The organism is Nostoc sp. NMS9 (genome assembly GCF_017114995.1).
Taxonomy (GTDB): Bacteria; Cyanobacteriota; Cyanobacteriia; order Cyanobacteriales; family Nostocaceae; genus Nostoc.
Map to the genome: position 1 here is coordinate 84,921 of NZ_JABXKL010000039.1, position 22,740 is coordinate 107,660.

Consider the following 22,740-nt stretch of genomic DNA (forward strand, 5'->3'; position numbering starts at 1 on the left):
CTGAGCTATTTCAGACTTGTGTATACAGGGTAGGCTTGCGGGAGGTTAGCTCAAGCACAGCTTTGGCGGGGTGGGGTTCCGGGTATTATGCTTATCTTACGCCGAAACAAAACGGCGTAAAGATTCAGCACGACGTTTAGCAATAGAGTTATTTGGAGCTAATTTGAGTGCTTCTTCGTAAGCTTGTAACGCCTGAGTAGTTAATTTTTTCTTCTCGTAGGCGTGACCGAGATTATTTAATCCTGTAACGTAGTCTGGTTTAGACTTAAGAGCTTCTTTGTACTGACGAATTGCTAAGTCATATTGCTCTTGGGTGAAATAAACATAGCCCAGCCCGTTGTAGATGGGGGCGATATTTGCTTCTTCCTCTTCTTCGGCAGCTTTCAGAGCTTTTTGAAATAGCGCGATCGCTGGAGAATACATTTTTTTTTCTGAATAAATACTGGCTAACTCATAATATTCTTGAGTCGTACCCTTTTCTTTCTCTAACTTCTTTCGCAATCTTGCAAAAGAGCCTTCAACCTTACGAGTTTTGAAAATCTGGCGAAAAACACCCACGGCTGCAATTGTGAGTAGAACCACCAAAATTGAGAGATAAACAACGGCTAGACTGTTATCCATTACTGCAAATACAAATATTATAAAGTCGCTTTTGTAATCTATTATCAGCCTATTGGGGATGAGGGAGACAATTCTTCACTCCTAACTCCTAACTCCTAATTAACTTACGGTAAACCCCAATATTGAGAGCGTTGCTGGAGCCAACCTTTTTCTAAATAACGAGCGATCGCTTGATTCACATTTCGTCTTAACTCATCGTACTGCAATCCCTTGGGCATTACTACAGACAAGGGTTCAGTTGATAACTTAGTTGGCAGTAACCGATATTGAGGATATTGTTGCACCCAACCGCTTAGAACACTAGCATCTGCGGCAAAGGCTACGGCGGCATTATTTTCTATTCTCTCTCGCGCTTCTTGATAGGAATCCACTCCTACTAACTCGGCGTTTGGCAGATAGTACCGCACTTTAGCAACGGTACTGGAATTGTTGAGCACGGCAATTTTTTGTTTTGACAAATCACTCAACTGCTGCACAGAAGCATCTTTTGTAACTAATACAGTGCCATCCAAATAGTAGGGAACACTTAAACTAACTATGCGGGCGCGTGACTCGGTTGCTGTGACTCTAGCGATCGCAAAATCAACTTTCTTGTCTAAGACTACAGACAGGCGATCGCGATTCGCTACAGGTTGAAATTTTACAGCTTCGGCTTTACCAACCAAGTCAACTGCCAAATGCTTGGCCAAGTCAATTTCTAAGCCTTGCAAATTCCCATTGTCATCTTTAAATCCCAAGGGACGCAAGTTATCTTTCACGGCAACATTTAAATAGCCCCGCTGCTGAATTTCTGACATTTCGGCAGCAGATGCAGTTAATCCCGTCCCGATTAGAGAAAAGCAAAAAATCCAAAAGATAGTGGCGGATAATACCAGATGTAACCGAGTAATTGCTTGCCGTCTGTTACATCTGTTATACATCCTCTACCACCTTTATCCTTTAGCTTGAATTGCCAATTCAGCAACTTTGCCGAAACTAGCTGGATCGAGGACTGCCAATTGCGCCAACATTTTGCGATTTAGTTGGATATCAGCTTTTTTCAAGTTACCGATCAACTGGCTGTAACTCAAGCCGTGTTGCCTGGAAGCAGCGTTGATGCGGGTGATCCAGAGGCGACGAAAATCGCGCTTTTTCTTTTTGCGATCGCGGTAGGCACTCCGTAGTGCCTTCATCACTTGTTGGTTGGCAGTTCTAAACAGAGTTGAATGGGAACCGCGAAAACCTTTAGCTAGTTTGAGAATTTTATTGCGGCGTTTGCGAGCTACATTACCGCGTTTTACCCGAGTCATAACTTATTTCCTAAAATACTTACAAATATGGGAGCATCAAACGCACGTTAAGTTCATCGCGTTCGTGTACAAGCGTAGTCTGGCGCATCCCACGCTTTTTGTTAGAACTTTTATGTTCTAAAAGGTGGCTTTTGAAGGCTTTACGGCGGACAATTTTGCCGCTACCGGTGGCACGGAATCGTTTTGCCGCGGCTTTACGAGTCTTTAGTTTAGGCATGGTCTAGCTTTGATTCGACACGATCCATTATTATATACTATTAAAATTGCTATAACTGCAATTAAATAAAGGATTTAGCCAACCGCCATCGCTACGAATTTCTAAAACGCGACTTGGCGGCAAGTTTTCGGAGCGATCGCGAAGCTTATACGAATGGTAAAAATGACTATATCCGTGCTTTGATGGTCAAAGCACGGAATGAGGATATAGGAAAAAACCAAAGCCATTGATTATTTAACTTTTTTCAGTGGCGTTGGCTTTGGGATCTAAAATTATTTGCGAAGTGGATTTATTCACATGGTAAATCCAAGATTGTTCTTTAACCTTGACAATCACTTCCCAACCTTCCACGGGGTCGTACTGCTGGGTGCAGACTTCGCCAAAGTTGAATTGGCAGAGATTTCCAAAGGTTTTTGCTGTAGTTCGAGTAATTTTTAAATCAGCAATTCCTACCCCAGAACGGCTTGAAGCATCGCTCAAAATTGCATCTGCGATCGCTTTCGGCAATGTTTGTAAAGTAATCACTTTCGGATCTAAAAGGATTTGCTTTCCAGATTTATCTACATGGTAAGTCCACGAATCTTGACGGACTTTGACAACTACTTCCCAGCCTTCAATGGGGTTGTATTCTCTAGTACAAACTTCTCCAAATTTGAACTCACAGGGATTACCAAAGGTTTTCGATGTGACTTGGGTAATCTCTAATTCCCGTTTACGTAGGCCAGAATGCTTGGAGGCATCTCGTAAAATTTTATTAGCGATCGCTTTCGGCAACTCGTTTGCTTGCGATTTGGATAATTGAGTGCCGTCTGGGTAAGGAATAGCCCCAGCAGAATTGTTTTCAATGAGTCCAAATCCATAGGATAGCAAGCTTGTCAACACCAGCGTCAAGAAAATTCCTCTGGGTGACTGGAAGGTGCTTTTAATTACGGCAGATGCTTGGATGATTGATTTCATATATTATGTATTGATTGTTAAAAATTGAACGGATAATATCGCAATTACAATCATAATTTGTTTGACGTTGCAGTCTCAATTCAGTTTCCTTATAAGGAGCAGGGGAGCAGGGGAGCAGAGGAGAGAGTTGCAGCAAGTTTTTCTCCTCTGCTTCTTGGGGAGCATCCCAAATGTGTAAGTTATATCAAACCCAAGTTATAAATTGTCATTGCGAGCGCAACGTAGTGGAGCGTTCGCGAAGCGTCTCGTAGAGAAGCAATCGCAAGATATGGGATTGCTTCACTACGCTGTCGCTTCGTTCGCAATGACAAACATGTTCTTGCAAAATTGGGATGCTCCCGCTTCTTGTCCCCAATGCCCAATGTCCCATCCCTTATACTTGTTTGCTCATTGCTGCTAAATTCACCACACATTCAGGAAATTGGCGTTTTAATGCTGGAAACACTGGGCAAGGCGCTTGTTCTTGTAAATTATCCGGTTTACTCCAAGTAAAGGGGGCTTTCTGCGCCGCAGACATCCACAATAGAAGCTTTGCTCGTGTCATAGCAACATAGAGTAAACGATACTCTTCAGATGTTTTCAAATTTTTTGCCACCTCCCATGCCTGACTAACATCCGGTATGATAGATTCTTCGTGAAGAGTCGCACGGATTTGGGCGCGGGCTACTTCTGATAAGGTAAAGTCGCCTAAAAATTGGCTTTGCGGAGGAACCCAAAATCTGCCAGGAATCAAGTTTTCGTGAAGAAAGGGAAGAAACACATAGTCCCAATCTAGCCCTTTAGCTTTGTGCATAGTGATAATCGTCAGTTGACCGCGACGGGTATAACGTTCTTCCGAATCCTCGGTTTCCACTGGTTCAAACCGTTCGGAACTAACGATTTCACTTAAAGCTGACAGCATTCCCCCCATCGAACTATTGCCAGCTATCTGCTGGTTTACCCGTTCTGCGAGTTTATCAGCAGTTGCCAATTCTGCTTGGTCGTAATTTAAAGTCAAGGCGAGAAAAGAAATTAGCTGGTATAGTGGCAGTTCTAAGCGAGCGCGAAGTAAATTGCGACACAAGCGAGCAGCTTTTTGTTCTGTTTCTGGCTGTGGTTCTGCTAGGGGGCCAGGATACAAAAACTCTTCTGGCAGACTAGCAAGGGCATTGAGGTCTTGGGTAGGAATTAATTGGCGCTGTACTAATGCTTCTAGGGCGGCTTTGAGGTAATCGGGAGAGTGGGGGCGATCGCAAAATTGCAATAATGCCAAAATTTCTTGGGGAACATGGGAACGGCGATCGCGTTCTCCCACATCGTAAAGTGTAATTTTATGCTCTTTGCACATAGGTGTCAGAGCCTCTGCTAACCATCGTCCTTGACGATTTTCTCGGACTAAAATCGCTGCACTATTTTTTGTTGGGTCTTCGCCAAATAACTCAATTACTCTTTGAGATAACAATTCAACGGTGTGATGAATGTCACGCGGTGTATAAAGTTCTAATCCTCGTCCTACGGGTGCGGGGTTAGCGTTAGCTTGCGGATCGCCAACTTCTACAGGGCGAATTGTCTGCAAGCGAAATGGTACTTGTCGGTTGTCAGGAATCTGTTGTTTGTTGTTAGTTTTGGTTGTTGCTAACCACTGATTATTGATCCATTTGAGGGCAAAGTTAGCGGCTTCAATGATAATTCTAGTACTGCGACCAGCTCGATCCATCGTTGCTAATCGTTCGATGCGATCGCACTCTTCGCAAAATTGCCGGAAATAAATCGGATCGGCTGGAGTAAAGGTAGAGTTAATTGCTTGGTTGGGGTCGCCAACTCGGACTAAATTGAGTGCTGAGTGCTGAGTGCTGTTAGCGGTAGCGGGGCGTTCAGCCCGTGCTGAGTTGGGAGTTGGGAGTGGGGAGTTGGGAGTTGAGAGTGGGGAGTTGAGAGTTAGGAGTGAAGAATTCTCTCGCTGATATTCCCGATTACTTGCCAAAATTTCTAATAGCTGCGTCTGAAGAGGGCTAGAATCTTGGGCTTCGTCTTCAAAGACGGCAAATATTTGGTTTTGCTCGATATAACGGGCACTGTCATTTTCTAAAACGCGCAGTGCGGCTAAAATCATATCGTCGTAATCTATAAAATCACGCGATCGCATTAAGTTTTGATATTGCTCGTATAATCCCGCTGCTACGCTCAAAATTGCATATTCGTCTGTGGTTTGTTTACTCCACTCCCGCAACAATTCTGGCGATATCCCAGAACTTTTTGCTTCATGAATTACTGTATTAGCTAATTCCGGCAATACTTCTGTTCGCAGCACCGATTGACGACGCAACCTTTCTGTCTCTTCTCCGTCAAATTGATGACCTTCTAGCAACCGTAAATATACATTTGGATTATTTACAATCCATTGTTCTACAGCAGTTCTGATAAAACGGTGACTTTGGGTTGGCGTAATTAATATGACATTTTCTAATTGCAAACCCGACAAATCAGAATGGCGGTTGGCAATGTTCAACGCTAGACCGTGTAGAGTATAGACAAAAAAGCCCGTTTGAGGTAGAGATAAATCATCTCGTAAAAATTTGCGAATCTTCGCTTTAATATTGGCAGCAGCGGAGCGAGTAAAAGTAACGACTACCAACTGACGGCGGGAAGATGAACGCTCATATTGACGGGCGATCGCGATCGCTGCTGCTGCCGCCATCCCAGTAGATTTGCCTGCACCAGGAACGGCTGAAATAGCCAAAGGGCCAGATTGCCAATCAGCCATTTGTTGCTGTCCAGGACGTAAACTGTTGCGGATGCGTGCTATGGCTTCTGCCCGTAGGGATGACACAGGAAGAAGCCCAGACAATTCTGGGTGGAGTGATTCTGGAGGTAAAGCAGCAGTAAAATTAGTGTCTGACATTATAAAATTTTATATTTTAAATTTAGGATTTAATCTAAAACCGCAGATATGAAAAATTATTGCTGTTTATCTGTGGTGATAAATATTTAATTGCAAACCAATTAGCTAATAGCTATATGAAGATACTAACAACAAAGAAAATTATTTTGGTTGGCGGTGGCATCGGTGGTACTGCAACCGCGCTTGCTCTTTACCAGGCTGGATTTGAACCCGTTGTTTACGAGCGCACGGCAACATTACGCGAAGTTGGGGCAGGAGTCGCGCTTTGGGCGAACGCGACCCATGTCCTAAAAGAGTTAGGCGTGTTGGACGATGTGTTACGCCAGAGCGATCCAATTACAAATTATCAGTTCTTCTCCCAGATGGGCAAAGAATTAATGAACCTCTGCATCAATCATTTTGAAGTGCCAGCTGTAGCCATCCATCGTGCTGATTTGCAGGCGCTGCTCTGGCGGAAACTGTCGAGTGAGCATTTTGTTTTAGGTCAGACATTTGAGCGTTTCGAGTTAGTTGAAAACAAAGTTCATGCCTATTTTACTGGCGGTTTAGAAGAGGTGGGTGATGCGTTGATTGGAGCCGATGGACTGAGGTCAAAGGTGCGATCGCAACTATTTGGTCAAGTAAAACCGATTTATCGTGGGATGACATCGTACCGAGGGCTGACGAATTACATACCTAACACTTATAAACGTGGATACATCTGTGAATTTCTGGGTTCCGGCAAAGCCTTCGGATTTGTGACGATTGGTAAAGGGCGAATGTATTGGTATGTAGCATCTAAAGCCGCAGAAGGGCAATCCGACGCACCTGTAGGTCGCAAGCAAGAACTTCAGGAAATTTTTCAAGATTGGCCTACCCCCATTCCTGAACTCATTGCTGCAACTGATGAAACCAGTATTCTGAAGACTGATCTCTATGACTGTGTACCGATTCCCAAATGGAGCTTTTCAAACATCACGTTACTTGGTGATGCCGCACACCCAACTCTACCAACGATGGGACAAGGGGCGTGCATGGCAATTGAAGATGCGCTGGTCGTTACCCAGTGTTTGCTAGAACATTCAGACCCCGCAGAAGCTTTGTGCCAATACGAATCGTTGCGACTGGTTCGCACCAAAAAGATTGTTGAACAATCTTTACTAATAGGAAAAGTTGCTCAATTAGAGAATCCTGTTGTTGTAGCAGTAAGAAATACATTAATGAAGTTGTTGTCACAACAGTTTGACAATGACTATAGAGCTATTCATGCTTACAGAGTTAGCTTGAAACTCGATAAATACTGATTTTATGTTGGTTCTTAAAGTTGGTTGTGAGCAAGAGTAATTGGCTAGCGATCGCGCCTGACTAAGATCATTCTTCCGGTTCATGCGACACACAAAACTAATTAGTGTTTTTGTAAGTGGGAAAGCACATAGAATATCCTGGCATTAAGAAGCAATTTCTGGGCGAGCAATTAAACATTCTTTTAATCCCCTGACTGAACAAATTAGCCAAGCGTTATTTGTTCAGTTAGGGGATTGTTAAGAAGTCTAAAAATGAAATCTCAAGCGATGCCTACTGCAGGCTGTGGTTTTGATCAGCTGCTGTAAAACCAGAAATACGGGTCAACTCGTACAGTTGAAAATGACTTTTAGACTAGCTCTTCGATGTTTTGCCGTTCGTCCACAGTTGATTTACTAAAGACAGCTACATACAACCATCCTGCTAAAATAGCCCCCAAAATCGGAGCTATCCAGAACAGCCAGACTTGTGAAAAGAGTTCTACACCTGCAAATAGAGCAACTCCAGTACTACGGGCAGGATTAACCGAGGTATTGGTTACAGGAATGCTAATTAGGTGAATTAAAGTCAGTCCAAAACCAATTGCCAGTGGTGCAAATCCTTTAGGAGCATGGCTATCAGTCACACCCAGAATAATCAGTAGAAACATGAAAGTCATCACAACTTCAGTAATCAAGCAAGCAAACAGCGTGTACCCACCTGGAGAATGAGTACCGTAACCGTTGGTAGCTAATGGGTTGGAGCCAGTCAGGGTAAATCCAGTTTTGCCGCTAGCAATCAGGTAGATAATGCCCGCAGCAACAACTGCACCGATTACTTGAGAGACGATATAAGGTAGTAAGTCAGATCCCGGAAAGCGTTTACCTGCCCACAGTCCAAAGGAAACAGCTGGATTGAAATGACCACCAGAAATATGACCAAGAGCATAAGCCCCTGTGAGGACAGTAAGCCCGAATGCCAAAGATACACCTACTAATCCAATACCCAATGGAAAAGAAGTATTTTCGCTGATTTTTGCAGCATCTGCTGTGTAGGCTGCGGCTAGAACAGCACTACCACAGCCACCTAAAACAAGCCAAAATGTGCCGATAAATTCTGCCAAACAACGTTTTGTGAGAGACATTTTTGGGAAATTCCTTGTTCCGCTACAAATTAGTGATAGTTACGTTACACAATGTTTAAGTCATTGCTGTCAACAGAAAATCTATTGCCTTTGTTGCGTTATGAAACTAAATCGAAAAAAATAGGAATTTTTTCTCAATAGTTAATTGTGGTGATAAAATATGAAAATACAGTAAAAGCTAAAATAACAGAAAAAATACTTAATTTCTTAATAATTTTGCTCTCATAATAAATTTGTTGCAATCCGGTTGGTCTTAGCTTCAAAAACCTTAAACTGCGTAGCTTGCTTATCTAGTAATGGTATCAAGGCAAACCCAACAAATCACCAAAAGTGTTGGGCTTAGTTCTTCAAACCAACCTACGATTTTCATTAACTCAACCGAGCTGAGGTTTTTGCTTGAGTTAGTTTAATCTTCAACACTCCCAAACCAGAAGGTGTGGGAGTGTTACGCAGTTAGCTCGTCTAAAATTGAATTTATTCGTCAATCTGCCATGAATCCTTAGTTAATTCTTCATCCAGAATTTTCTTAGGACGCACAATGATAATAATTTCTCCTAGTAGAGGGATTTCTGGCTCAGTTTCAAACCATTGAAAATCTAATTCACCACCATTTTCAACAACAAAATAGCTGGAGGCATCCCATTCTCGTTGGGCACGATCTATTACTACTACGACTGGCCCTGTTTGGCTTTGGGTTTGGATGGGGAAGCGATCGCTATTTGCTAAAATCACTACTGGATCTTCTGCCGCCAATAACACTTGCCAACCTGGTAAGGGTACCCAAGCTTGCTCTCCAGAAAACTTAACCAGACGAAATGGTTCAATTTCTGTCAATATCGGCACAGCTTGCAAGTCTTGTCGTGATAATGGCAACTCGCCTACGACAGGCAAGATTCGGGGTAACTGTTCTTCAAATTCCAGGCGGTAAAACGGTAAAATCGGCGCTGGACGCTGGGGAACGGTAGTAAAATCAGTCAGTAACTGTTCGATTTTTTGCCTTGCACCTGGCGTGTGAGCAAAACGCAAACCTTTGGCGATTAGGCGCGATCGCTGTTGTAAATCTGCATTTTGGCGTGCCAGTTTCCAAACTTGGTGAGCAACAGCATCCCCAGGATGAGCAGAAAAGCCTTCTGGTAAAGTGCGGAAATAGGAGAACTCTTTAATTGCTTTTGCTATATCCCGTGCCTCATCAACATCAACGTTGTGGATGAAGATTAGTTCGGCGGCGGTGGCGCGTTCTTCTTGAGTAAGTAAACGTAGCTCGTATAAAACATCGCTGCCACGTGTAGTATAGTGCGATCGCGTTTCTGCCGATACTCCAAACTTTTCCAAAGAATTGTAAACTTGAGAACCAACAACCACCTGATTTTGTTGAATCGGCTCAAATCCAGTCGCCTCAAAAATTTCTTGGGGGTTGTAACCGGCTTTTAGCAACGAGGCGATCGCGGCTCCCCATTCCACCCAGTTGCCTTGTTTTTGCCTCAGCCTTCGCAGTAACTCTTGTGCTACATCGTTGGTAGCATTATCTTCGGGATTCTGAGTGTTGGGTGGTAAATCAGTCATAATCGGAGTGCGAGCTTCAACTTGAGAGGTTAATTAATACCTCATGAGCAAGTCTTATTCTAATCTATACCCAGACCTACACCTCATCCACGATCAAAACTGCCATAGTTTCGCTAATTTAGTTGGTTTTTATACAGCATTTTTTAATTCAGATATTTGGTCAGACAAATTTCCTCTGTAGCATTCACTATTAGGGTTCTCAAATATGCAAAACAACTCCGTATAAACCCTTGGCGGTCTTCGGCTATTCTCAACTAAACTTGGTATGGAATATAACAAGAGAGTGAATATTTAAAGGAAAATCTTATGGATAAACCCAATCTCGAAATTGATAAAGTTCAATCTCAAGTTATGACTCTGGAACGACCAAAAAAGCTGAAAATCCTGGTAGTTGACGATGAGCCAGATAATCTCGATTTACTTTATCGCACATTTCGACGCGACTTTAATGTTCTGAAAGCTGATAGTGGGGTGAACGCTCTACAAGTTTTGGCAGCAGAAGGGGAGGTAGCAGTGATTATCTCCGATCAACGGATGCCAGAAATGAAAGGGACTGAGTTTCTCAGCAAAACTGTACCTCAGTTTCCCGATACAGTGAGAATTATTCTCACTGGATTTACTGATATTGAAGACTTGGTAGAAGCAATTAATGCCGGACAAGTCTACAAATATATCACCAAGCCTTGGGACCCAGGGGAACTGAAGGCAGTAGTGCAAAGAGCAGCAGAAACCTACGACTTGCTTAAGCAACGTACAGAAGAATTACGCCGTGCTCATGCTCAAATGGCGCTGCTGAGTGTTTTGGTACAGGTAACTCAAGCCGCTTCTAGTTTAGAAGAAACTCTCGCTCCCATTGCTAGGGCTGTGAGTGAAACTTTTGGGGCAGAAGGCTGTATTTTACAACTTACAGATGGAAATACTCTGGTTGCAACTCAAGGAACTTACAGCGATACAGGTACAATAGAAAATTGGCTATCTCAAGACCCACTAACCAGGGAAGCGATCGCCACGGGACAAATGCAAGTTTCCTTAAATGTACTTAAAGATACTAAATTAGTTGATGCGATTCACTACAAAAATACGAATGTACAAGCACACTTAGTGATCCCAATTAGCTACCGCAATCAACTTTTGGGTGTATTGTCGCTACAGTGGAAACAACCTTGCACTTTGCGAGAAGATGAATTGGTGCTAATTAATTTATCAGCACAACTGGTGGCGATCGCTCTGACTAGTAGTCACTCTCATTAGGGTATTGTGTAGTTGTCATTAGTCATTTGTCCTTTATCCTTGGCAAATGACGAATGACTAATGACCAATGACTTATTGACCAATGACTAACGAAATTCAGTCCATTTTTAACCGTATTGCTCCAGTTTATGACCAGTTGAACGATTGGTTGAGTCTGGGACAGCATCGAATCTGGAAGGAAATGGCAGTAAAATGGAGTGCAGCTAAACCAGGAGATACTGCATTAGATTTGTGTTGCGGTAGTGGTGATTTAGCTTTACGTTTGGCACGGCGTATCGGAGCTACAGGACAGGTGTATGGAGTGGATTTTTCCCAAAACCTGCTAGAAAAGGCTAAAGAACGCTCGCATTGGCAGTACCCCCAACCTGCTATCAGCTGGGTAGAAGCTGATGTCCTCAATTTACCCTTTGACGACAACCAATTTGATGCCGCAACAATGGGCTATGGTTTAAGAAATGTTAAAGATATTCCCCGCAGTCTCCAAGAGTTATACCGTGTTTTGAAGCCGGGAGCTAAAGCCGCAATTTTAGACTTTCATCGACCGAGTAATCCTCAGCTACGTGCCTTTCAACAGTGGTATCTGGACGGTTTCGTGGTACCAGTTGCCAATTATTTAGGCTTAAAAGAAGAATATGCTTACATCAGTCCCAGCTTAGATCGCTTTCCCATCGGTAAAGAGCAAATAGAGTTAGCTCATGAAGTTGGTTTTGCAGTTGCCACACACTACCCCATTGCGAACGGTATGATGGGAGTGCTAGTGCTTAGTAAGTTAGGAGTTATTAGTTAAAAGTTATGAATTATGAGTAGTGATAAATTCTCATTTAAAATTTATCATTCCTAACTCCTAACTCTTGTACAGACGCGATTAATCGCGTCTCTACTCTTAACTCCTAACTCTAAGCTCTAACCTCCTAACTTTTTTAATTCTTCCCTTGGACTGGTCTCATCTTTGGCTTTATGTGTCTCCCCCGGTACTGGGTGGAATTATTGGCTATTTCACAAATGATATAGCCATCAAAATGTTGTTCCGTCCTTACCGAGCAATTTATATCGCTGGACGAAGAGTACCCTTCACCCCTGGATTGATCCCCCGCAATCAAGAACGTCTGGCTAAGAACATTTCTAATACAATCATGGGGTCACTGTTGACACCACAAGAATTGCAAAATCTGGCACGGCGTTTGTTGCAAACAGAACGCGTGCAATCAGCAATTCTCTGGTTGTTGCGGTTGGCAATTGAACAAATAAAAGCAGATAAAAATGAGAAAAGTGCCAAAATTGTAGCAGGAATTTTGCGGGATTTACTAGGAGAATCCTTACCACGATTGCTTAAGGTTTTAGCGCGGCGTGAAGATTTTTTAGAAGCGCAGATCAATCAAATTTTTGACCAGATATTGCTGGAATTTCAACTGAGTGAAGAACAAGCTACGCGGCTTGCTGATTGGTTGTTGCAAGTAGTTTTACCGCCGGATGTTTTACGCCAAACAATAGTTGATTTTTTGACCGATCGCACCATTCAAATTATCGATGAAGGCTTCCGCGAAAAGACCAGTGGGACTTATTGGGTAGTAGCAAATTTGTTTGGTTTACGTAATACTCTTACACGGCTACGAACTTTTTGTTTGGATGAAAAGGAGGCTGCTAATACCCGCTTGCAGGAATTGACTCAAGATTTGCAGATGCGCGATCGCATTCGAAAATTACTGCAAAATTTATCATTACAAAACTTGCCAATGGCTACGGTTCGCCAACTCCGAAAAACCACCCGCGAAAGTGTCCGCCATTATCTGCAAAATAGTGGTAGTGATTTTTTACAAGGATTAACTGATTCTGTTGATTGGGAAAATATTGCTGTAGTGCTGCTGAATCGTCTTAGTACTTCACCAGTTGTCAGTACTTCTTTAGAGGTGATGAGTCAAGAGTTAGCTCTAATTTTAGAGAAGTATTTGGAAAAAGATTTAGAAGCAATTGTGGCGCAGGTAATTCCAATTTTATCGATAGATGAAGTAATAGTTGACCGGGTAAAATCAACTTCAGCGGCTGATTTAGAAGCTGCAATTGAGGGAATTGTCAAAAATGAATTGCAGGCGATTGTGACTTTAGGTGGTGTTTTAGGTTTTGTTATCGGGTTATTCCAGACAGTATTTTTAATATTAAGTCAATATTAATTTTTTGTTTTTACCTGTAAAATTTGATCAAATTATACTTGCAATGTCGTCAAACTATGAAATGAGGGGAATTGAGCGATCGCCTTTTGAGAAGAGATGTGAGTAAAAAGCGATCGCTTAACTCAAAATCTGTGCTAAATTCAGCACAAATCCAGGTAATACATCCTCTCCTGATAAGCTAGTAGGCGATTGTAAAACCTCGACATCCTGTCCTGGACGGTAAATTTCCACCTGTTGGTTTTGCGGATCAATCAGCCATCCTAAACGCACACCGTTGTCAATGTACTCCTGCATTTTTTGTTGAACAGTCTTTAAGCTGTCTGAAGCAGAGCGTAATTCTACCGCAAAATCTGGAGCGATGGGTAGAAATTTGTCGGGGTCTGGATTCAGGGCTTCTAATCGCTCTCGGCTGACCCAAGATGCATCTGGAGAGCGATTTGCACCATTGGGGAGTTTAAAACCCGTTGAAGAATCAAAAGTCAAACCTGTGCCATCAACCTCAGCCCAAAACTCTAACCGGGCTGTTAGTTTTGAATTACGATTTCCGCTTTCCCATCCAGTTGGTGGCATGATAATTAATTCTCCCTCTGCCGTGCGCTCAAGTCGCAAATCTCGATTATTCTGACACAGTTGGAAGAACTGCTCATCTGTTAGTTCAATAGTAGGGCTGAGGTTCAGAATCAGGGCAGTCATAGTTGCCTCTCAAGCTTGCTAACTGTAGCGTAGTAGTGTGTCAAGTTTAAATTAATAGGTAAGCAACTTCGTAGTAAGGACTTTAGTCCTTAATTTTCTAAGCACTAAAGTCCTTACTACAAACTTTTCATTACTAGCTTAGACATTGTACTAGCACTTTTGAGTACCTCCAGCAGTAATTAGCTACAATTTAATTGTAAAGCACAGTTAGGCTTTGCAAATCCAAATTACCAATTGTGGTAGAGTTTTTCTGCGTAGAACATAATCTCTTCATTTGGCAACCTAATTTTTGGTTTTTGTCGAGGATACAAACTTTCGACAGCATCTGTATCCTGTTCAATAACTGTAGCTGCTGCTTGTAAAACTGAGTTTTTAAACAGAAACTTCATCAAAGGATTGACGACTTTGGCATACATCAAAATAAACGTTTTAGTAATTTTTTCTGTTTCTGGGTAGAGAATATGAATTTGAGCAATATCACCAATAGGCGTTTTAGCAAAAAAAGCTGTAGTTGAAGGAAAAGCGTATTCGAGTGTGTTAGTCAACGTTTTAGGGAAGATTCCCAAAATAGGATTTTTGAGAATTTCTCCTAACGTGTTGTTGGCTCTCATCAGTTCCTGTTTAACTGTGGCAGAGTATCCTTTTTCTTCAAAATGAGTGACATGACAAGATGTAATTTTAAATAGTTCTTTATGAGTACCATTTTGGTGGTTATAGTCATAGTTAACCATCAGATTAGTCAACAAATCACCCTGAATACTTTTGTCCCCAGTTACTCCGATAAACTCGTATTCATCGACAATTTTCTCATGCAAATCTGGGATGGGCAATCTTGGCTCAAATCCAGCATAAGTCCAGATACAATCATTGCTAATAATTAGCTCTAATGGTTTGCTAATTGGCTGAGTGTCTTTTTTATCTCCTTGCTGTAGTCTGCCTTGTCCATCAAATTCTAGTGCATGAAAAAGGCAAGTAATAGTATCTCTTTCTTGACAAACCCAGCCGTCTGATAAGGGTGCTTGCATGTGCGGACAGATGTTATCAAGGGCAAACACTTCACCTTTTTGGTTTTGCCAAATAACATAATCCAATCCATTTAATGTGATTTTATTGGGTTTATTCACTCCCAAGATAGATTTGTGCGCGATTAACCAAGGCGCACCAGGTAAAATTGGTTCCATTTTTCCTCCAAAATCTTGATAATTTTTTGAAAAGTCGCTAGATGCGTTAGCAAAAGGTAATGCAATCTTGAAACTTAAAAGTTGTAGATAAGCTGGTGTCGCCTGTTCTACATCACTCTTTTTAATGTAAATTGGGATAACTAAAGTCTTGTCTGCAATGGACGAACTAATACTATCGGGCATTTTAGCGGCTAACTTCGGCTACTGCATAGACAAGTTAGAAAGCTAACTAATTTTTTAGTTAGTTATTAATTTAATAAATTTCATCTTCTATGTCAACTACTAACCAAGTTTTTAGTTAATATATTTTCGTTATGATGATGGAGCAATGTGGGTCGTTCAACGCAGTCAAAATTCTCATCTAAAAAACCGCGTCAGGTACGCGATGCAGAAGCGACGAAAAAGCAGATTCTCGATGCAGCGGAAGCAGAGTTTGCCAGAAATGGACTTCAAGGGGCGCGGACAGAGGCGATCGCTAGAGGTGCAGGTGTCACCACAGCGATGATTTACTACTACTTTCAGAGCAAGGAAGGACTGTATCAAGCGGTTCTACAACGTCCGGTGGTGGAAATGCACGAATGGTTGGGGCAGCTAAATCTGGATCAGTTACGACCAGAGGAAGCTTTGAAACTGCTAATCAAAGAAGCGATCGCTTATGAAGGTGCTCACCCACATAGAGGGATGCTTTGGTTCCAAGAAGCAAACCAAAATCAGGGAAAGTATTTCAAAGAGGGGAATTGGCAAGAAAATTTTAGCTATCTGATCAAGATCTTAGAGCGGGGGATGACAGAGGGTTGTTTCCGTCAGATCGATCCATTTTTCACCACTCTGCATATTATTGGGGTTTGTAATTTATACTTCAACGCTTACGAAAATATTAAGCATACTAGACCAGATTTGCAATTACTAAGTCCAGAAATGATTGAGCAGCATACTCAAGCAGCAGTTAATTTTATTTTGGCTGGTGTGCAAGCAACCAAAGTTAAAAGTGAGGAGTGAGGAGTAGAGACGCGATTAATCGCGTCTGTACAAGAGTTAGGAGTTAGAAGTTATGTCAAAAAAGAGCAACGTGAACAGCAGCATTTGGCAAAAATTCAGGTAGTTAGTCAAATTAAGTCACTCCAGGGACTATTAAGCGATCGCATCTAAAAATGGGGGTGTGGAGTCAGCCACGATTAAAGAAGCTTTGAAATTATCGGAAATCTGGACGGGAAAATTCTTAACAGGTAAAAAGCAAAAATTAAGAAACGCTTGTGGTATCAAAATAGTAAATAAGTTACCACAAACGTTTTTCTTAAGTAATATTGTGTAACACTTTCGCACAAAAATGGCTAGTGTTTTGTGCGAACAAAGTAAGCTAAAAGGTAAAAATCCTGATTTGTTCTTTGGTTGTAACTAGTTAAGGCATATCCATTAGAAGAGATAACTTAATCATTGTCCTCTTCTCTAGAACTGCTCTTAGATAAAGCTACAGAATTATAATAGAAACCAGTAACTGCTGTAGCTAATGGCCCTATTAACGAGTATAAAGTTTTAGCGGTATCATTGATTAAACCTGATGATGTTTCAGATTTCTTTTGAACCTCCTCAATTGAAGAACTTGTTCCCCAGAGACTCTTTGATATGTAATTTATTGCTAAAGCGTGCCAAAATATTACTCCTATCAAAGTACCCCACAACATTAATGCTAAAATACCTGCCAAATAAGTATTGAAATTTTGGCGTTTATCAGCAGGACTAATATTGGTTGTTTTTTCGCCAAACTGGGGAATCAGATTATTTAAGGAATCACTTGTTTTAGGAGTGTTTTCCATTAATAATTACAAAATTACTAATGTTTGATCGCCACTCTTTTCATTTTTGAGTATGAGTGAGTTTTCTTCATCTTCAGCATAAAGTGCAATAAGCTTTAACCCTTTTCGGATAACTTCAGACTCCGATGTGTTCATTTTTTGGGCTATTTCTTTCAGATACTCGGAATCTTTCTCACTCAAATTAACTCGAAATTTACGTGCTGACATAGTTACAATCTCCTTCTTACAAAGCCATGCAAGGATATAGGTAGACACACCATAACAGAGCAGTTTTTCACTGCCCATGCGGTAGTTAAATTAGCTCTCGTCATCTAAAGCATGAGTGCCATAAGCAGTAAAAAGCTAAATTATGACTATGAGATTAGAGAAGATATAAAAGTGTCACCCAAAGTTGCACAGTAGTATATATACTTGGTACAATAGTGTACCTCTTTATTATCCCTATAATAACCCCTAAAGAGATTACTTTCAAGCCGTTCACAAAATGCTTATATTCTTTTTGATAAATCTTAACTAAATCTTTATATACTTAAGAAATATTTTATACACTTGTTTCTTGACACAGTTTGAAGTTTTCACAACAAATTGTAAAGCTTACTGTATAAGGTTTTTCTTATCTAGAATGAAAATAATTTTTACGTAATTTTAAAGAGAAATTAAAGGAAAATTATACTAAGTCTCAGACCTCAGCGATCAACTTATATAAAAATTCAAGCCTTTTTTCTTCCATCGTAGTAAAAAACAAAACTATATTTAGAAATAATTTTTAATTAGCCGCCAAATATCTGTATAACTCGTTAGAATGAAAATAGGACGTTTTTAGTCCCTTTTAAGGGTATCTCTATAGCACATATAAAGGGGGGTTATTATGACTATTTATGTATTATATAATATCAATAATGAATCAAATGGCCCTTATGTGATGTTAGATGAAGAAACTTATAATGTAATTGAGTCTATTGCAAAGAAATTGAATATTTCATCTGATGAAGTACTTGCACTAGCAATTGAGCGCCTTCGAGTTGCACAGGCAACAACTGATAAATTGGAAAGACAGCTAATTGAAATATTGACTGGATAATATTTGTATAATTTGATAATTATGAAAATATCCTGACATTGATATTTTAAATAGTTTTTGTAGATCTAATTCAGGAGAATAGTGACAATTAAGTTAAATATTGTATCAATAGCATTAAGTACAATTTTAATTAATTATTATTTATGCTTTTCAATCGAAAGTAGTGAAAAAGCCCCTCTATATAATTATGGAGGGGCTTTTTAAGGCTAATTAGGGTTTGCGGAAAAAGTCTTTTCGTGAGGGCTAAGAGGCAGGAGACAGGAGGCAGAAGGGGAGTTACAAACTACCCCTAAATCTCTTTCTTCCGAAAAAGTGATTGATTTTTTGTGATATCAAGTCTTTTTCCTTGCACCTTATTCACCTTTTATCCCACTCAAGGCATTGATTTATCAAGGTTTTATGTTTATTCAGCAAGCCCTAATTATGTTTAAAATTTTTATCAGAATTCATTAGACCTCTTGTATAAATTACAATAATAATCTCAACCTGACAAAGCTATACTGTGTCTACCCTGTTCTTAGCAAGAGAAAAGATTAAGAGTTGGGGTGCTAGGGATTTTTGCAAGATATCTATTGACCAACTTTACTGAAAAACTTAAAAACAATAAGCGATCGCATTCTGAGCCAATATTTATTATTAATTACGAATTCCGCACAGTGCTACTAGACTTCAATTTAGGATAAGCAATCCGTTTGTGATGAAATTGCTGCCAAACATCCACAAATATCTGGGCAATTTGTGACATCTCTTCTCGTTTGAGTCCTGAATCAACGAGTTGATTATCTTGCCATTTGGCACGCAGAATATTATTGAGCATTGCTAAAGCTTGTTCAGTGGAGACATCTTTGAGCGATCGTTTTTCTGCCACAGATTTAGCTGATGCTTGCAGCGATCGCAGCGCCGCTTCACAAGAATCTGCTAACATGACAATTCCGGTTTCCCGTGATTGGGGAATTGGGCCATCGTAGCGAAAATCTGCGTCGTCTACTGTTAAACTTGGATCTGACTGAGCCATTTGCTGGGCTTGGTGATGAAAATAAGCAATCAGCATTGTTCCCTGATGCTCTGGAATAAAAGCTTGAATCGCCGTAGGTAAAAGGTGTTTACGCGCCATCACCAACCCTTCAGTCACGTGCTTTTTGATAATTTCTGCACTCTTCCAAGGATCTTTAATCTCTGTATCGTGTTTATTCGGCCCGCCCATTTGATTTTCAATAAAACCAAGAGGGTCGTGCATTTTGCCAATATCGTGATATAATGTCCCAGCCCTGACTAGTTCAACATTGCATCCTAATTCTTTGGCAGCAGCTTCAGCAAGAGTAGCTACAAGCAGCGTATGTTGAAAAGTTCCGGGAGTTTCAGTAGCGAGTCGTTTTAATAAAGGGCGGTTAGGGTTCGCCAGTTCTGCTAGGCGAATTGGGGTAACTAAATCAAAAACTTTTTCTAGATAAGGACTCAAGCCCAAAGCGATAACACTCCAGCCTAAGCCGGATAAAGCAAATAATCCCGCTTCTTGAAAGACAATATACCAGGTTGAACCAAATACTTGACCAATTAAGCTTTTAACAATCAGGTAAATGCCGCCCTGAGTTAAGGCGATCGCAACGCCTAATAATGCCAACTCTTCACGCGATCGCAATCGTTGGGCAATGTAACTACCTAATATTCCTCCCCCAACACCAGCTAAAAGCGCAGCCTTGCTCATATCCAAGCTAATGCCTAATATCGGCAACAGCAGACCGACAACTGTCAACCCCAAAGTGGGGCCGTAAAAGCTTCCCAACAATAAACCAAGGGCGCTCCAGGTGGTATAAGGCAATCCGATCGTAATCACTCCTGGCACACTCAGAGTTAGCAATAACACTAATAGGCGATCGCGTTGTCGCAATTCGTAATCAATATGGCGTTCTACCCAGACAAAAATGCCAATAGCGAGCGTTATCACGCCTCCTAACTTCACCAACTCCTGCCACTTTACCTCCCGGCGAATCAGGTGATAATGCTCCAGCACCTCAAAGTTCCATGCAGTAATCTGCGCTCCTTTTTTGACAATCACCTCACCATGCCGTACCTTCACCATCACGGGTGGCACATCAGCCGCAGCCTTTTGAGCGTTTTCTCTGGTTTGTTCTTCATCTTTTTGTAAATTCGGCTTGAGTACAGCTAACAACAGGTTTTTTGCCAAAGTTTCAGCGGATTCTGGTACAAAGGTCTGTAATTGTAAACTCACCGCATCTTGTAAGATATTTTTTGGCAGTCCCTGTGGAATGCCTTGGGTGAGAATCCGCTCTAGACTTTGATGGATTCCCATTTGTGTTTTTTCCCATTCCCCATCTGATAAATCCAAAAGTAGAGATTCTTCATATACTGCTTCGGGGCTAACAGTCTCTAACTTTAAAAGTTTGGCAGTGGCTTGGATATATCTTTGACGTGTTTGGGAAATTTCGGCAATTATTAAGGACAAGCTTTTCTCAGAACTTGTGAGGCGGTAAGATTCTAGTTCTGTTACAGCTTGAGTAAAGTCAGTATTTTGAGAAAAATCAACTGGTTCTGTCTTTTCTGGACTCTGGGAATCAGATTTGGGTGGTGTTGTACGCGGCTGGCGTTTCTGATTGGGTGCAGCTATGGATGATGGACGGGATGAAGCGGTAGTTTGTCCGATTCCCTTCTGCTGCTGATTTTTACTATTTTCTACAGCCGATAGCAGTGCTTGCCATTCCAAGTCTGAACAAGAGCGGAGGTAACGTTGGGTAGAGATGGATAAAACTACAGGTTCAAAAAAAGGAAAAGCTCCAGCAACAGCGCGAATTTCGTTGCCATCATCTAAAAGTTGTTGCAAATTTTGGTTGATTTTTTCGTTGATTCGCGGATCAAGCATCAACACCTGTAAAGAGCTTGTGCTGACGGCTTTGCGCTCGGCTTCAGTTTTTTTCTGATCTTCGATGCTAGCTGTGTAAGGCGCTGTAATCGTTTGGGGTGCGGGATGTCCTACTTGGAGTTGAGTCTGATTGTATAATTTATGGCCAATAACGCCTGTGAGGGACACTAAAGCGATCGCCAAAATCACCGAGTAACGCTGTTTGTATGTCCAATCTAAAGCTACTCCATAAATACTACTCTTATTTTTGACCGATTTTGCCTTTGACCTTAGCGCTCTTTCTTGTTTTCGGCGTTCGCTTTTCTCATTGGTTTTTGATAAAAACAGGAATACATTCTTGAGCATAGTCCTCAGAAGTTCCCTTCTATGGGTTTTACCTTTGGGACTTCTCATTAACTTTCCCTTACGGCGTAGTGTTTTGTACTGTCGCCGCCAGTGAGTCAATTGCTGGTTCAAGAACTGCAAAAACTGATGCATTTTCATTATCTCTGCCTGCAATTGCCAACTTTGATAGTTCAAAAAAAGACAATCATCAGGAAAGTTTAATCTGCGGCGGCTGCAACTCGGTGGCGGGGGTTTTTTATTGCTGATTTGCCACAATAGCTAGCTACAGAATCAGTCCAAGGGTTTACTGAAAAATTCTAGTATATGAGACTAATACAACTGTGGCGGAAGTTTGCCTACCTTTAACCCCTTATCTGGTTAATTTAAGATTAACGCGACCGAATAACGCGAGGAGCTGCGTAAACTGAAAGCAAAGCCACCTCACATCCCTCCTCTGTTAACTCTTTTGGGTTTAAGGTAAGATTATACACTCCTGACCACACTCCCACAAATGCATCGGTCAATTCTAACATTTGGGAAAAGCTAGTTAGTCCCCATGCTGGAGAATTCCTCTGCAAGAGCAAGACTTGCCAATTTACGGGAATTCCGCCTGTCCCGTTATATGCTCCCGACAAAGCACCAGTAATTGCACCTGTAGCCCGTGAGCTTAGAAGCGTAGCATCTTGCACTTGAGAATTGTCATTGTGAGTAGCCTGTAAAATTGTCAGGCGAAAGTCTTCCAAGGTATTCAAAAAGCAGTAAAATGCCATAGCAATAGTGTTACTGAGTTTTTCTTCCTTAGCAAACTCAGCTTGCGTTGTTGATAATCCAGCCCCTTGCTCTAATAAATTCTGGACTATTAATAATTTTTTTGGTATTGATGTCGGTGTTTCGCCGATAAAAGAAATTGTTTGTGGGATAAGAGTTAGAGGGTCGAGTTTTTCAGTTAAGGCAAGAGCGATCGCATATCCTACTGCTAGTGTTCCATCTCTGATTACTGGGTCATCCTCCCAGATTTTCAGTACACGCAGCAAGTTTTGTCGGAGCTTGATTGGATTTTCGTGAAAAAAGAGTGCTACTGGGAATGTGGCAATAATTATTTTTATCGAGATGTCATCAGTTGCTACTAAATGAAGAGGTTCTTCTTGCTGACGCTCTATCCAATCATCTAAATCTAATCTACCCAACGCAATCAAACTCTGGATACCCAGAACTGCCATTCTGCCTAAATCTAGGTAACTCTCAAACTGTACTTTACCACCAGAGAGTAAACTTCCTCCCAGGAATGCTCCGAGTAAAGTTCCTTTAAACCGACTTATAGGAGAGTAACGCATAAATTATGTAGTTAAAAGTGAGGAATGGGGAGTTAATGAAATATTACTAATTCCCAACTTTACTACCAACTACCAATTTCTAAC

21 protein-coding genes are annotated in these 22,740 nt (G+C 41.3%); 7 read left to right on the plus strand and 14 right to left on the minus strand.

Annotated features, from left to right (window positions below; genetic code table 11):
• Positions 1-96 precede the first annotated feature (96 nt).
• From HWQ40_RS13080 to rpmI, 4 genes are all read right to left on the minus strand, one after another.
• Entirely contained in the window at positions 97-621 is a 525-nt protein-coding gene (locus HWQ40_RS13080; RefSeq protein ID WP_292778348.1) for a tetratricopeptide repeat protein, read from the minus strand.
• 104 nt (positions 622-725) lie between these two features.
• A complete protein-coding gene (locus tag HWQ40_RS13085) occupies positions 726-1,541 on the minus strand; it encodes a transporter substrate-binding domain-containing protein (protein ID WP_292778349.1) in 816 nt (271 codons plus the stop codon).
• A 12-nt stretch (positions 1,542-1,553) separates the two neighbouring features.
• Positions 1,554-1,910, minus strand: coding sequence for a 50S ribosomal protein L20 (gene rplT, locus HWQ40_RS13090; protein WP_179065135.1), 357 nt, complete (start codon positions 1,908-1,910; stop codon positions 1,554-1,556).
• Between the two features lie 19 nt (positions 1,911-1,929).
• Complete coding sequence (gene rpmI, locus HWQ40_RS13095; RefSeq protein ID WP_292778350.1) at positions 1,930-2,127, minus strand: 50S ribosomal protein L35; 198 nt, start codon at positions 2,125-2,127, stop codon at positions 1,930-1,932.
• A 65-nt stretch (positions 2,128-2,192) separates the two neighbouring features.
• On the opposite strand from rpmI, the gene HWQ40_RS13100 reads away from it, so the two are divergent.
• On the plus strand, positions 2,193-2,357 hold the full coding sequence (locus HWQ40_RS13100; protein ID WP_292778650.1) for a GrpB family protein: 165 nt from the start codon (positions 2,193-2,195) through the stop codon (positions 2,355-2,357).
• A gap of 4 nt (positions 2,358-2,361) precedes the next feature.
• Here the strand turns inward: HWQ40_RS13100 and HWQ40_RS13105 are convergent, their stop codons facing one another.
• Both HWQ40_RS13105 and HWQ40_RS13110 read right to left on the minus strand, forming a co-directional pair.
• On the minus strand, positions 2,362-3,084 hold the full coding sequence (locus HWQ40_RS13105; protein WP_292778351.1) for a hypothetical protein: 723 nt from the start codon (positions 3,082-3,084) through the stop codon (positions 2,362-2,364).
• 373 nt (positions 3,085-3,457) lie between these two features.
• The gene (locus HWQ40_RS13110; protein WP_292778353.1) at positions 3,458-5,965 is read right to left on the minus strand and encodes an ATP-dependent helicase; all 2,508 of its coding nucleotides are present in this window, start codon (positions 5,963-5,965) and stop codon (positions 3,458-3,460) included.
• Positions 5,966-6,081: 116 nt separating this feature from the next.
• Here HWQ40_RS13110 and HWQ40_RS13115 point away from each other — a divergent pair, with 116 nt between their 5' ends.
• Positions 6,082-7,248, plus strand: a complete 1,167-nt coding sequence (locus HWQ40_RS13115; protein WP_292778354.1) for an FAD-dependent monooxygenase — start codon at positions 6,082-6,084, stop codon at positions 7,246-7,248.
• 347 nt (positions 7,249-7,595) lie between these two features.
• Here the strand turns inward: HWQ40_RS13115 and aqpZ are convergent, their stop codons facing one another.
• Together aqpZ and HWQ40_RS13125 are read right to left on the minus strand one after the other, a co-directional pair.
• Positions 7,596-8,369 (minus strand): aquaporin Z, encoded by a 774-nt coding sequence (gene aqpZ / locus HWQ40_RS13120; protein WP_292778356.1) that lies wholly within the window; start codon positions 8,367-8,369, stop codon positions 7,596-7,598.
• A gap of 474 nt (positions 8,370-8,843) precedes the next feature.
• On the minus strand, positions 8,844-9,932 hold the full coding sequence (locus tag HWQ40_RS13125; RefSeq protein WP_292778358.1) for a RuBisCO accumulation factor 1: 1,089 nt from the start codon (positions 9,930-9,932) through the stop codon (positions 8,844-8,846).
• Between the two features lie 306 nt (positions 9,933-10,238).
• Between HWQ40_RS13125 and HWQ40_RS13130 the strand changes: the two genes are divergently transcribed.
• From HWQ40_RS13130 to HWQ40_RS13140, 3 genes are all read left to right on the plus strand, one after another.
• Complete coding sequence (locus HWQ40_RS13130; protein WP_292778360.1) at positions 10,239-11,183, plus strand: response regulator; 945 nt, start codon at positions 10,239-10,241, stop codon at positions 11,181-11,183.
• A gap of 82 nt (positions 11,184-11,265) precedes the next feature.
• Positions 11,266-11,970 (plus strand): bifunctional demethylmenaquinone methyltransferase/2-methoxy-6-polyprenyl-1,4-benzoquinol methylase UbiE, encoded by a 705-nt coding sequence (gene ubiE / locus HWQ40_RS13135; RefSeq protein WP_292778362.1) that lies wholly within the window; start codon positions 11,266-11,268, stop codon positions 11,968-11,970.
• A 145-nt stretch (positions 11,971-12,115) separates the two neighbouring features.
• Positions 12,116-13,351 carry a DUF445 domain-containing protein gene (locus HWQ40_RS13140; RefSeq protein WP_292778364.1) on the plus strand — a complete coding sequence of 412 codons (1,236 nt, stop codon included), beginning with the start codon at positions 12,116-12,118 and terminating at the stop codon, positions 13,349-13,351.
• A 117-nt stretch (positions 13,352-13,468) separates the two neighbouring features.
• On the opposite strand, the gene HWQ40_RS13145 is transcribed toward HWQ40_RS13140, so the two are convergent.
• Both HWQ40_RS13145 and HWQ40_RS13150 read right to left on the minus strand, forming a co-directional pair.
• Positions 13,469-14,044 (minus strand): Uma2 family endonuclease, encoded by a 576-nt coding sequence (locus HWQ40_RS13145; RefSeq protein ID WP_292778366.1) that lies wholly within the window; start codon positions 14,042-14,044, stop codon positions 13,469-13,471.
• Positions 14,045-14,271: 227 nt separating this feature from the next.
• Complete coding sequence (locus HWQ40_RS13150) at positions 14,272-15,225, minus strand: Rieske 2Fe-2S domain-containing protein (RefSeq protein ID WP_292778652.1); 954 nt, start codon at positions 15,223-15,225, stop codon at positions 14,272-14,274.
• A gap of 330 nt (positions 15,226-15,555) precedes the next feature.
• On the opposite strand from HWQ40_RS13150, the gene HWQ40_RS13155 reads away from it, so the two are divergent.
• Positions 15,556-16,224, plus strand: a complete 669-nt coding sequence (locus tag HWQ40_RS13155; RefSeq protein ID WP_292778368.1) for a TetR/AcrR family transcriptional regulator — start codon at positions 15,556-15,558, stop codon at positions 16,222-16,224.
• Between the two features lie 428 nt (positions 16,225-16,652).
• Here the strand turns inward: HWQ40_RS13155 and HWQ40_RS13160 are convergent, their stop codons facing one another.
• Both HWQ40_RS13160 and HWQ40_RS13165 read right to left on the minus strand, forming a co-directional pair.
• Entirely contained in the window at positions 16,653-17,039 is a 387-nt protein-coding gene (locus tag HWQ40_RS13160; RefSeq protein ID WP_292778370.1) for a hypothetical protein, read from the minus strand.
• A 6-nt stretch (positions 17,040-17,045) separates the two neighbouring features.
• On the minus strand, positions 17,046-17,246 hold the full coding sequence (locus tag HWQ40_RS13165) for a hypothetical protein (RefSeq protein ID WP_251956150.1): 201 nt from the start codon (positions 17,244-17,246) through the stop codon (positions 17,046-17,048).
• A 661-nt stretch (positions 17,247-17,907) separates the two neighbouring features.
• Between HWQ40_RS13165 and HWQ40_RS13170 the strand changes: the two genes are divergently transcribed.
• Positions 17,908-18,120, plus strand: a complete 213-nt coding sequence (locus HWQ40_RS13170) for a hypothetical protein (protein ID WP_292778371.1) — start codon at positions 17,908-17,910, stop codon at positions 18,118-18,120.
• Between the two features lie 640 nt (positions 18,121-18,760).
• Here the strand turns inward: HWQ40_RS13170 and HWQ40_RS13175 are convergent.
• Positions 18,761-21,481 carry an HD family phosphohydrolase gene (locus tag HWQ40_RS13175; RefSeq protein WP_292778373.1) on the minus strand — a complete coding sequence of 907 codons (2,721 nt, stop codon included), beginning with the start codon at positions 21,479-21,481 and terminating at the stop codon, positions 18,761-18,763.
• 230 nt (positions 21,482-21,711) lie between these two features.
• On the minus strand, positions 21,712-22,656 hold the full coding sequence (locus HWQ40_RS13180; RefSeq protein ID WP_292778375.1) for an ADP-ribosylglycohydrolase family protein: 945 nt from the start codon (positions 22,654-22,656) through the stop codon (positions 21,712-21,714).
• Between the last annotated feature and the right edge of the window lie 84 nt (positions 22,657-22,740).

Bases quoted from the DNA above. Each gene is read 5' to 3' on its own strand.
- HWQ40_RS13160 (WP_292778370.1), bottom strand. From the start codon at position 17,039: ATGGAAAACACTCCTAAAACAAGTGATTCCTTAAATAATCTGATTCCC.
- HWQ40_RS13125 (WP_292778358.1), bottom strand. From the start codon at position 9,932: ATGACTGATTTACCACCCAACACTCAGAATCCCGAAGATAATGCTACC.
- HWQ40_RS13165 (WP_251956150.1), bottom strand. From the start codon at position 17,246: ATGTCAGCACGTAAATTTCGAGTTAATTTGAGTGAGAAAGATTCCGAG.
- HWQ40_RS13105 (WP_292778351.1), bottom strand. From the start codon at position 3,084: ATGAAATCAATCATCCAAGCATCTGCCGTAATTAAAAGCACCTTCCAG.
- rpmI (WP_292778350.1), bottom strand. From the start codon at position 2,127: ATGCCTAAACTAAAGACTCGTAAAGCCGCGGCAAAACGATTCCGTGCC.
- ubiE (WP_292778362.1), top strand. From the start codon at position 11,266: ATGACTAACGAAATTCAGTCCATTTTTAACCGTATTGCTCCAGTTTAT.
- aqpZ (WP_292778356.1), bottom strand. From the start codon at position 8,369: ATGTCTCTCACAAAACGTTGTTTGGCAGAATTTATCGGCACATTTTGG.
- HWQ40_RS13150 (WP_292778652.1), bottom strand. From the start codon at position 15,225: ATGGAACCAATTTTACCTGGTGCGCCTTGGTTAATCGCGCACAAATCT.
- rplT (WP_179065135.1), bottom strand. From the start codon at position 1,910: ATGACTCGGGTAAAACGCGGTAATGTAGCTCGCAAACGCCGCAATAAA.
- HWQ40_RS13080 (WP_292778348.1), bottom strand. From the start codon at position 621: ATGGATAACAGTCTAGCCGTTGTTTATCTCTCAATTTTGGTGGTTCTA.
- HWQ40_RS13085 (WP_292778349.1), bottom strand. From the start codon at position 1,541: ATGTATAACAGATGTAACAGACGGCAAGCAATTACTCGGTTACATCTG.
- HWQ40_RS13115 (WP_292778354.1), top strand. From the start codon at position 6,082: ATGAAGATACTAACAACAAAGAAAATTATTTTGGTTGGCGGTGGCATC.
- HWQ40_RS13110 (WP_292778353.1), bottom strand. From the start codon at position 5,965: ATGTCAGACACTAATTTTACTGCTGCTTTACCTCCAGAATCACTCCAC.
- HWQ40_RS13130 (WP_292778360.1), top strand. From the start codon at position 10,239: ATGGATAAACCCAATCTCGAAATTGATAAAGTTCAATCTCAAGTTATG.
- HWQ40_RS13180 (WP_292778375.1), bottom strand. From the start codon at position 22,656: ATGCGTTACTCTCCTATAAGTCGGTTTAAAGGAACTTTACTCGGAGCA.
- HWQ40_RS13175 (WP_292778373.1), bottom strand. From the start codon at position 21,481: ATGAAAATGCATCAGTTTTTGCAGTTCTTGAACCAGCAATTGACTCAC.
- HWQ40_RS13145 (WP_292778366.1), bottom strand. From the start codon at position 14,044: ATGACTGCCCTGATTCTGAACCTCAGCCCTACTATTGAACTAACAGAT.
- HWQ40_RS13170 (WP_292778371.1), top strand. From the start codon at position 17,908: ATGACTATTTATGTATTATATAATATCAATAATGAATCAAATGGCCCT.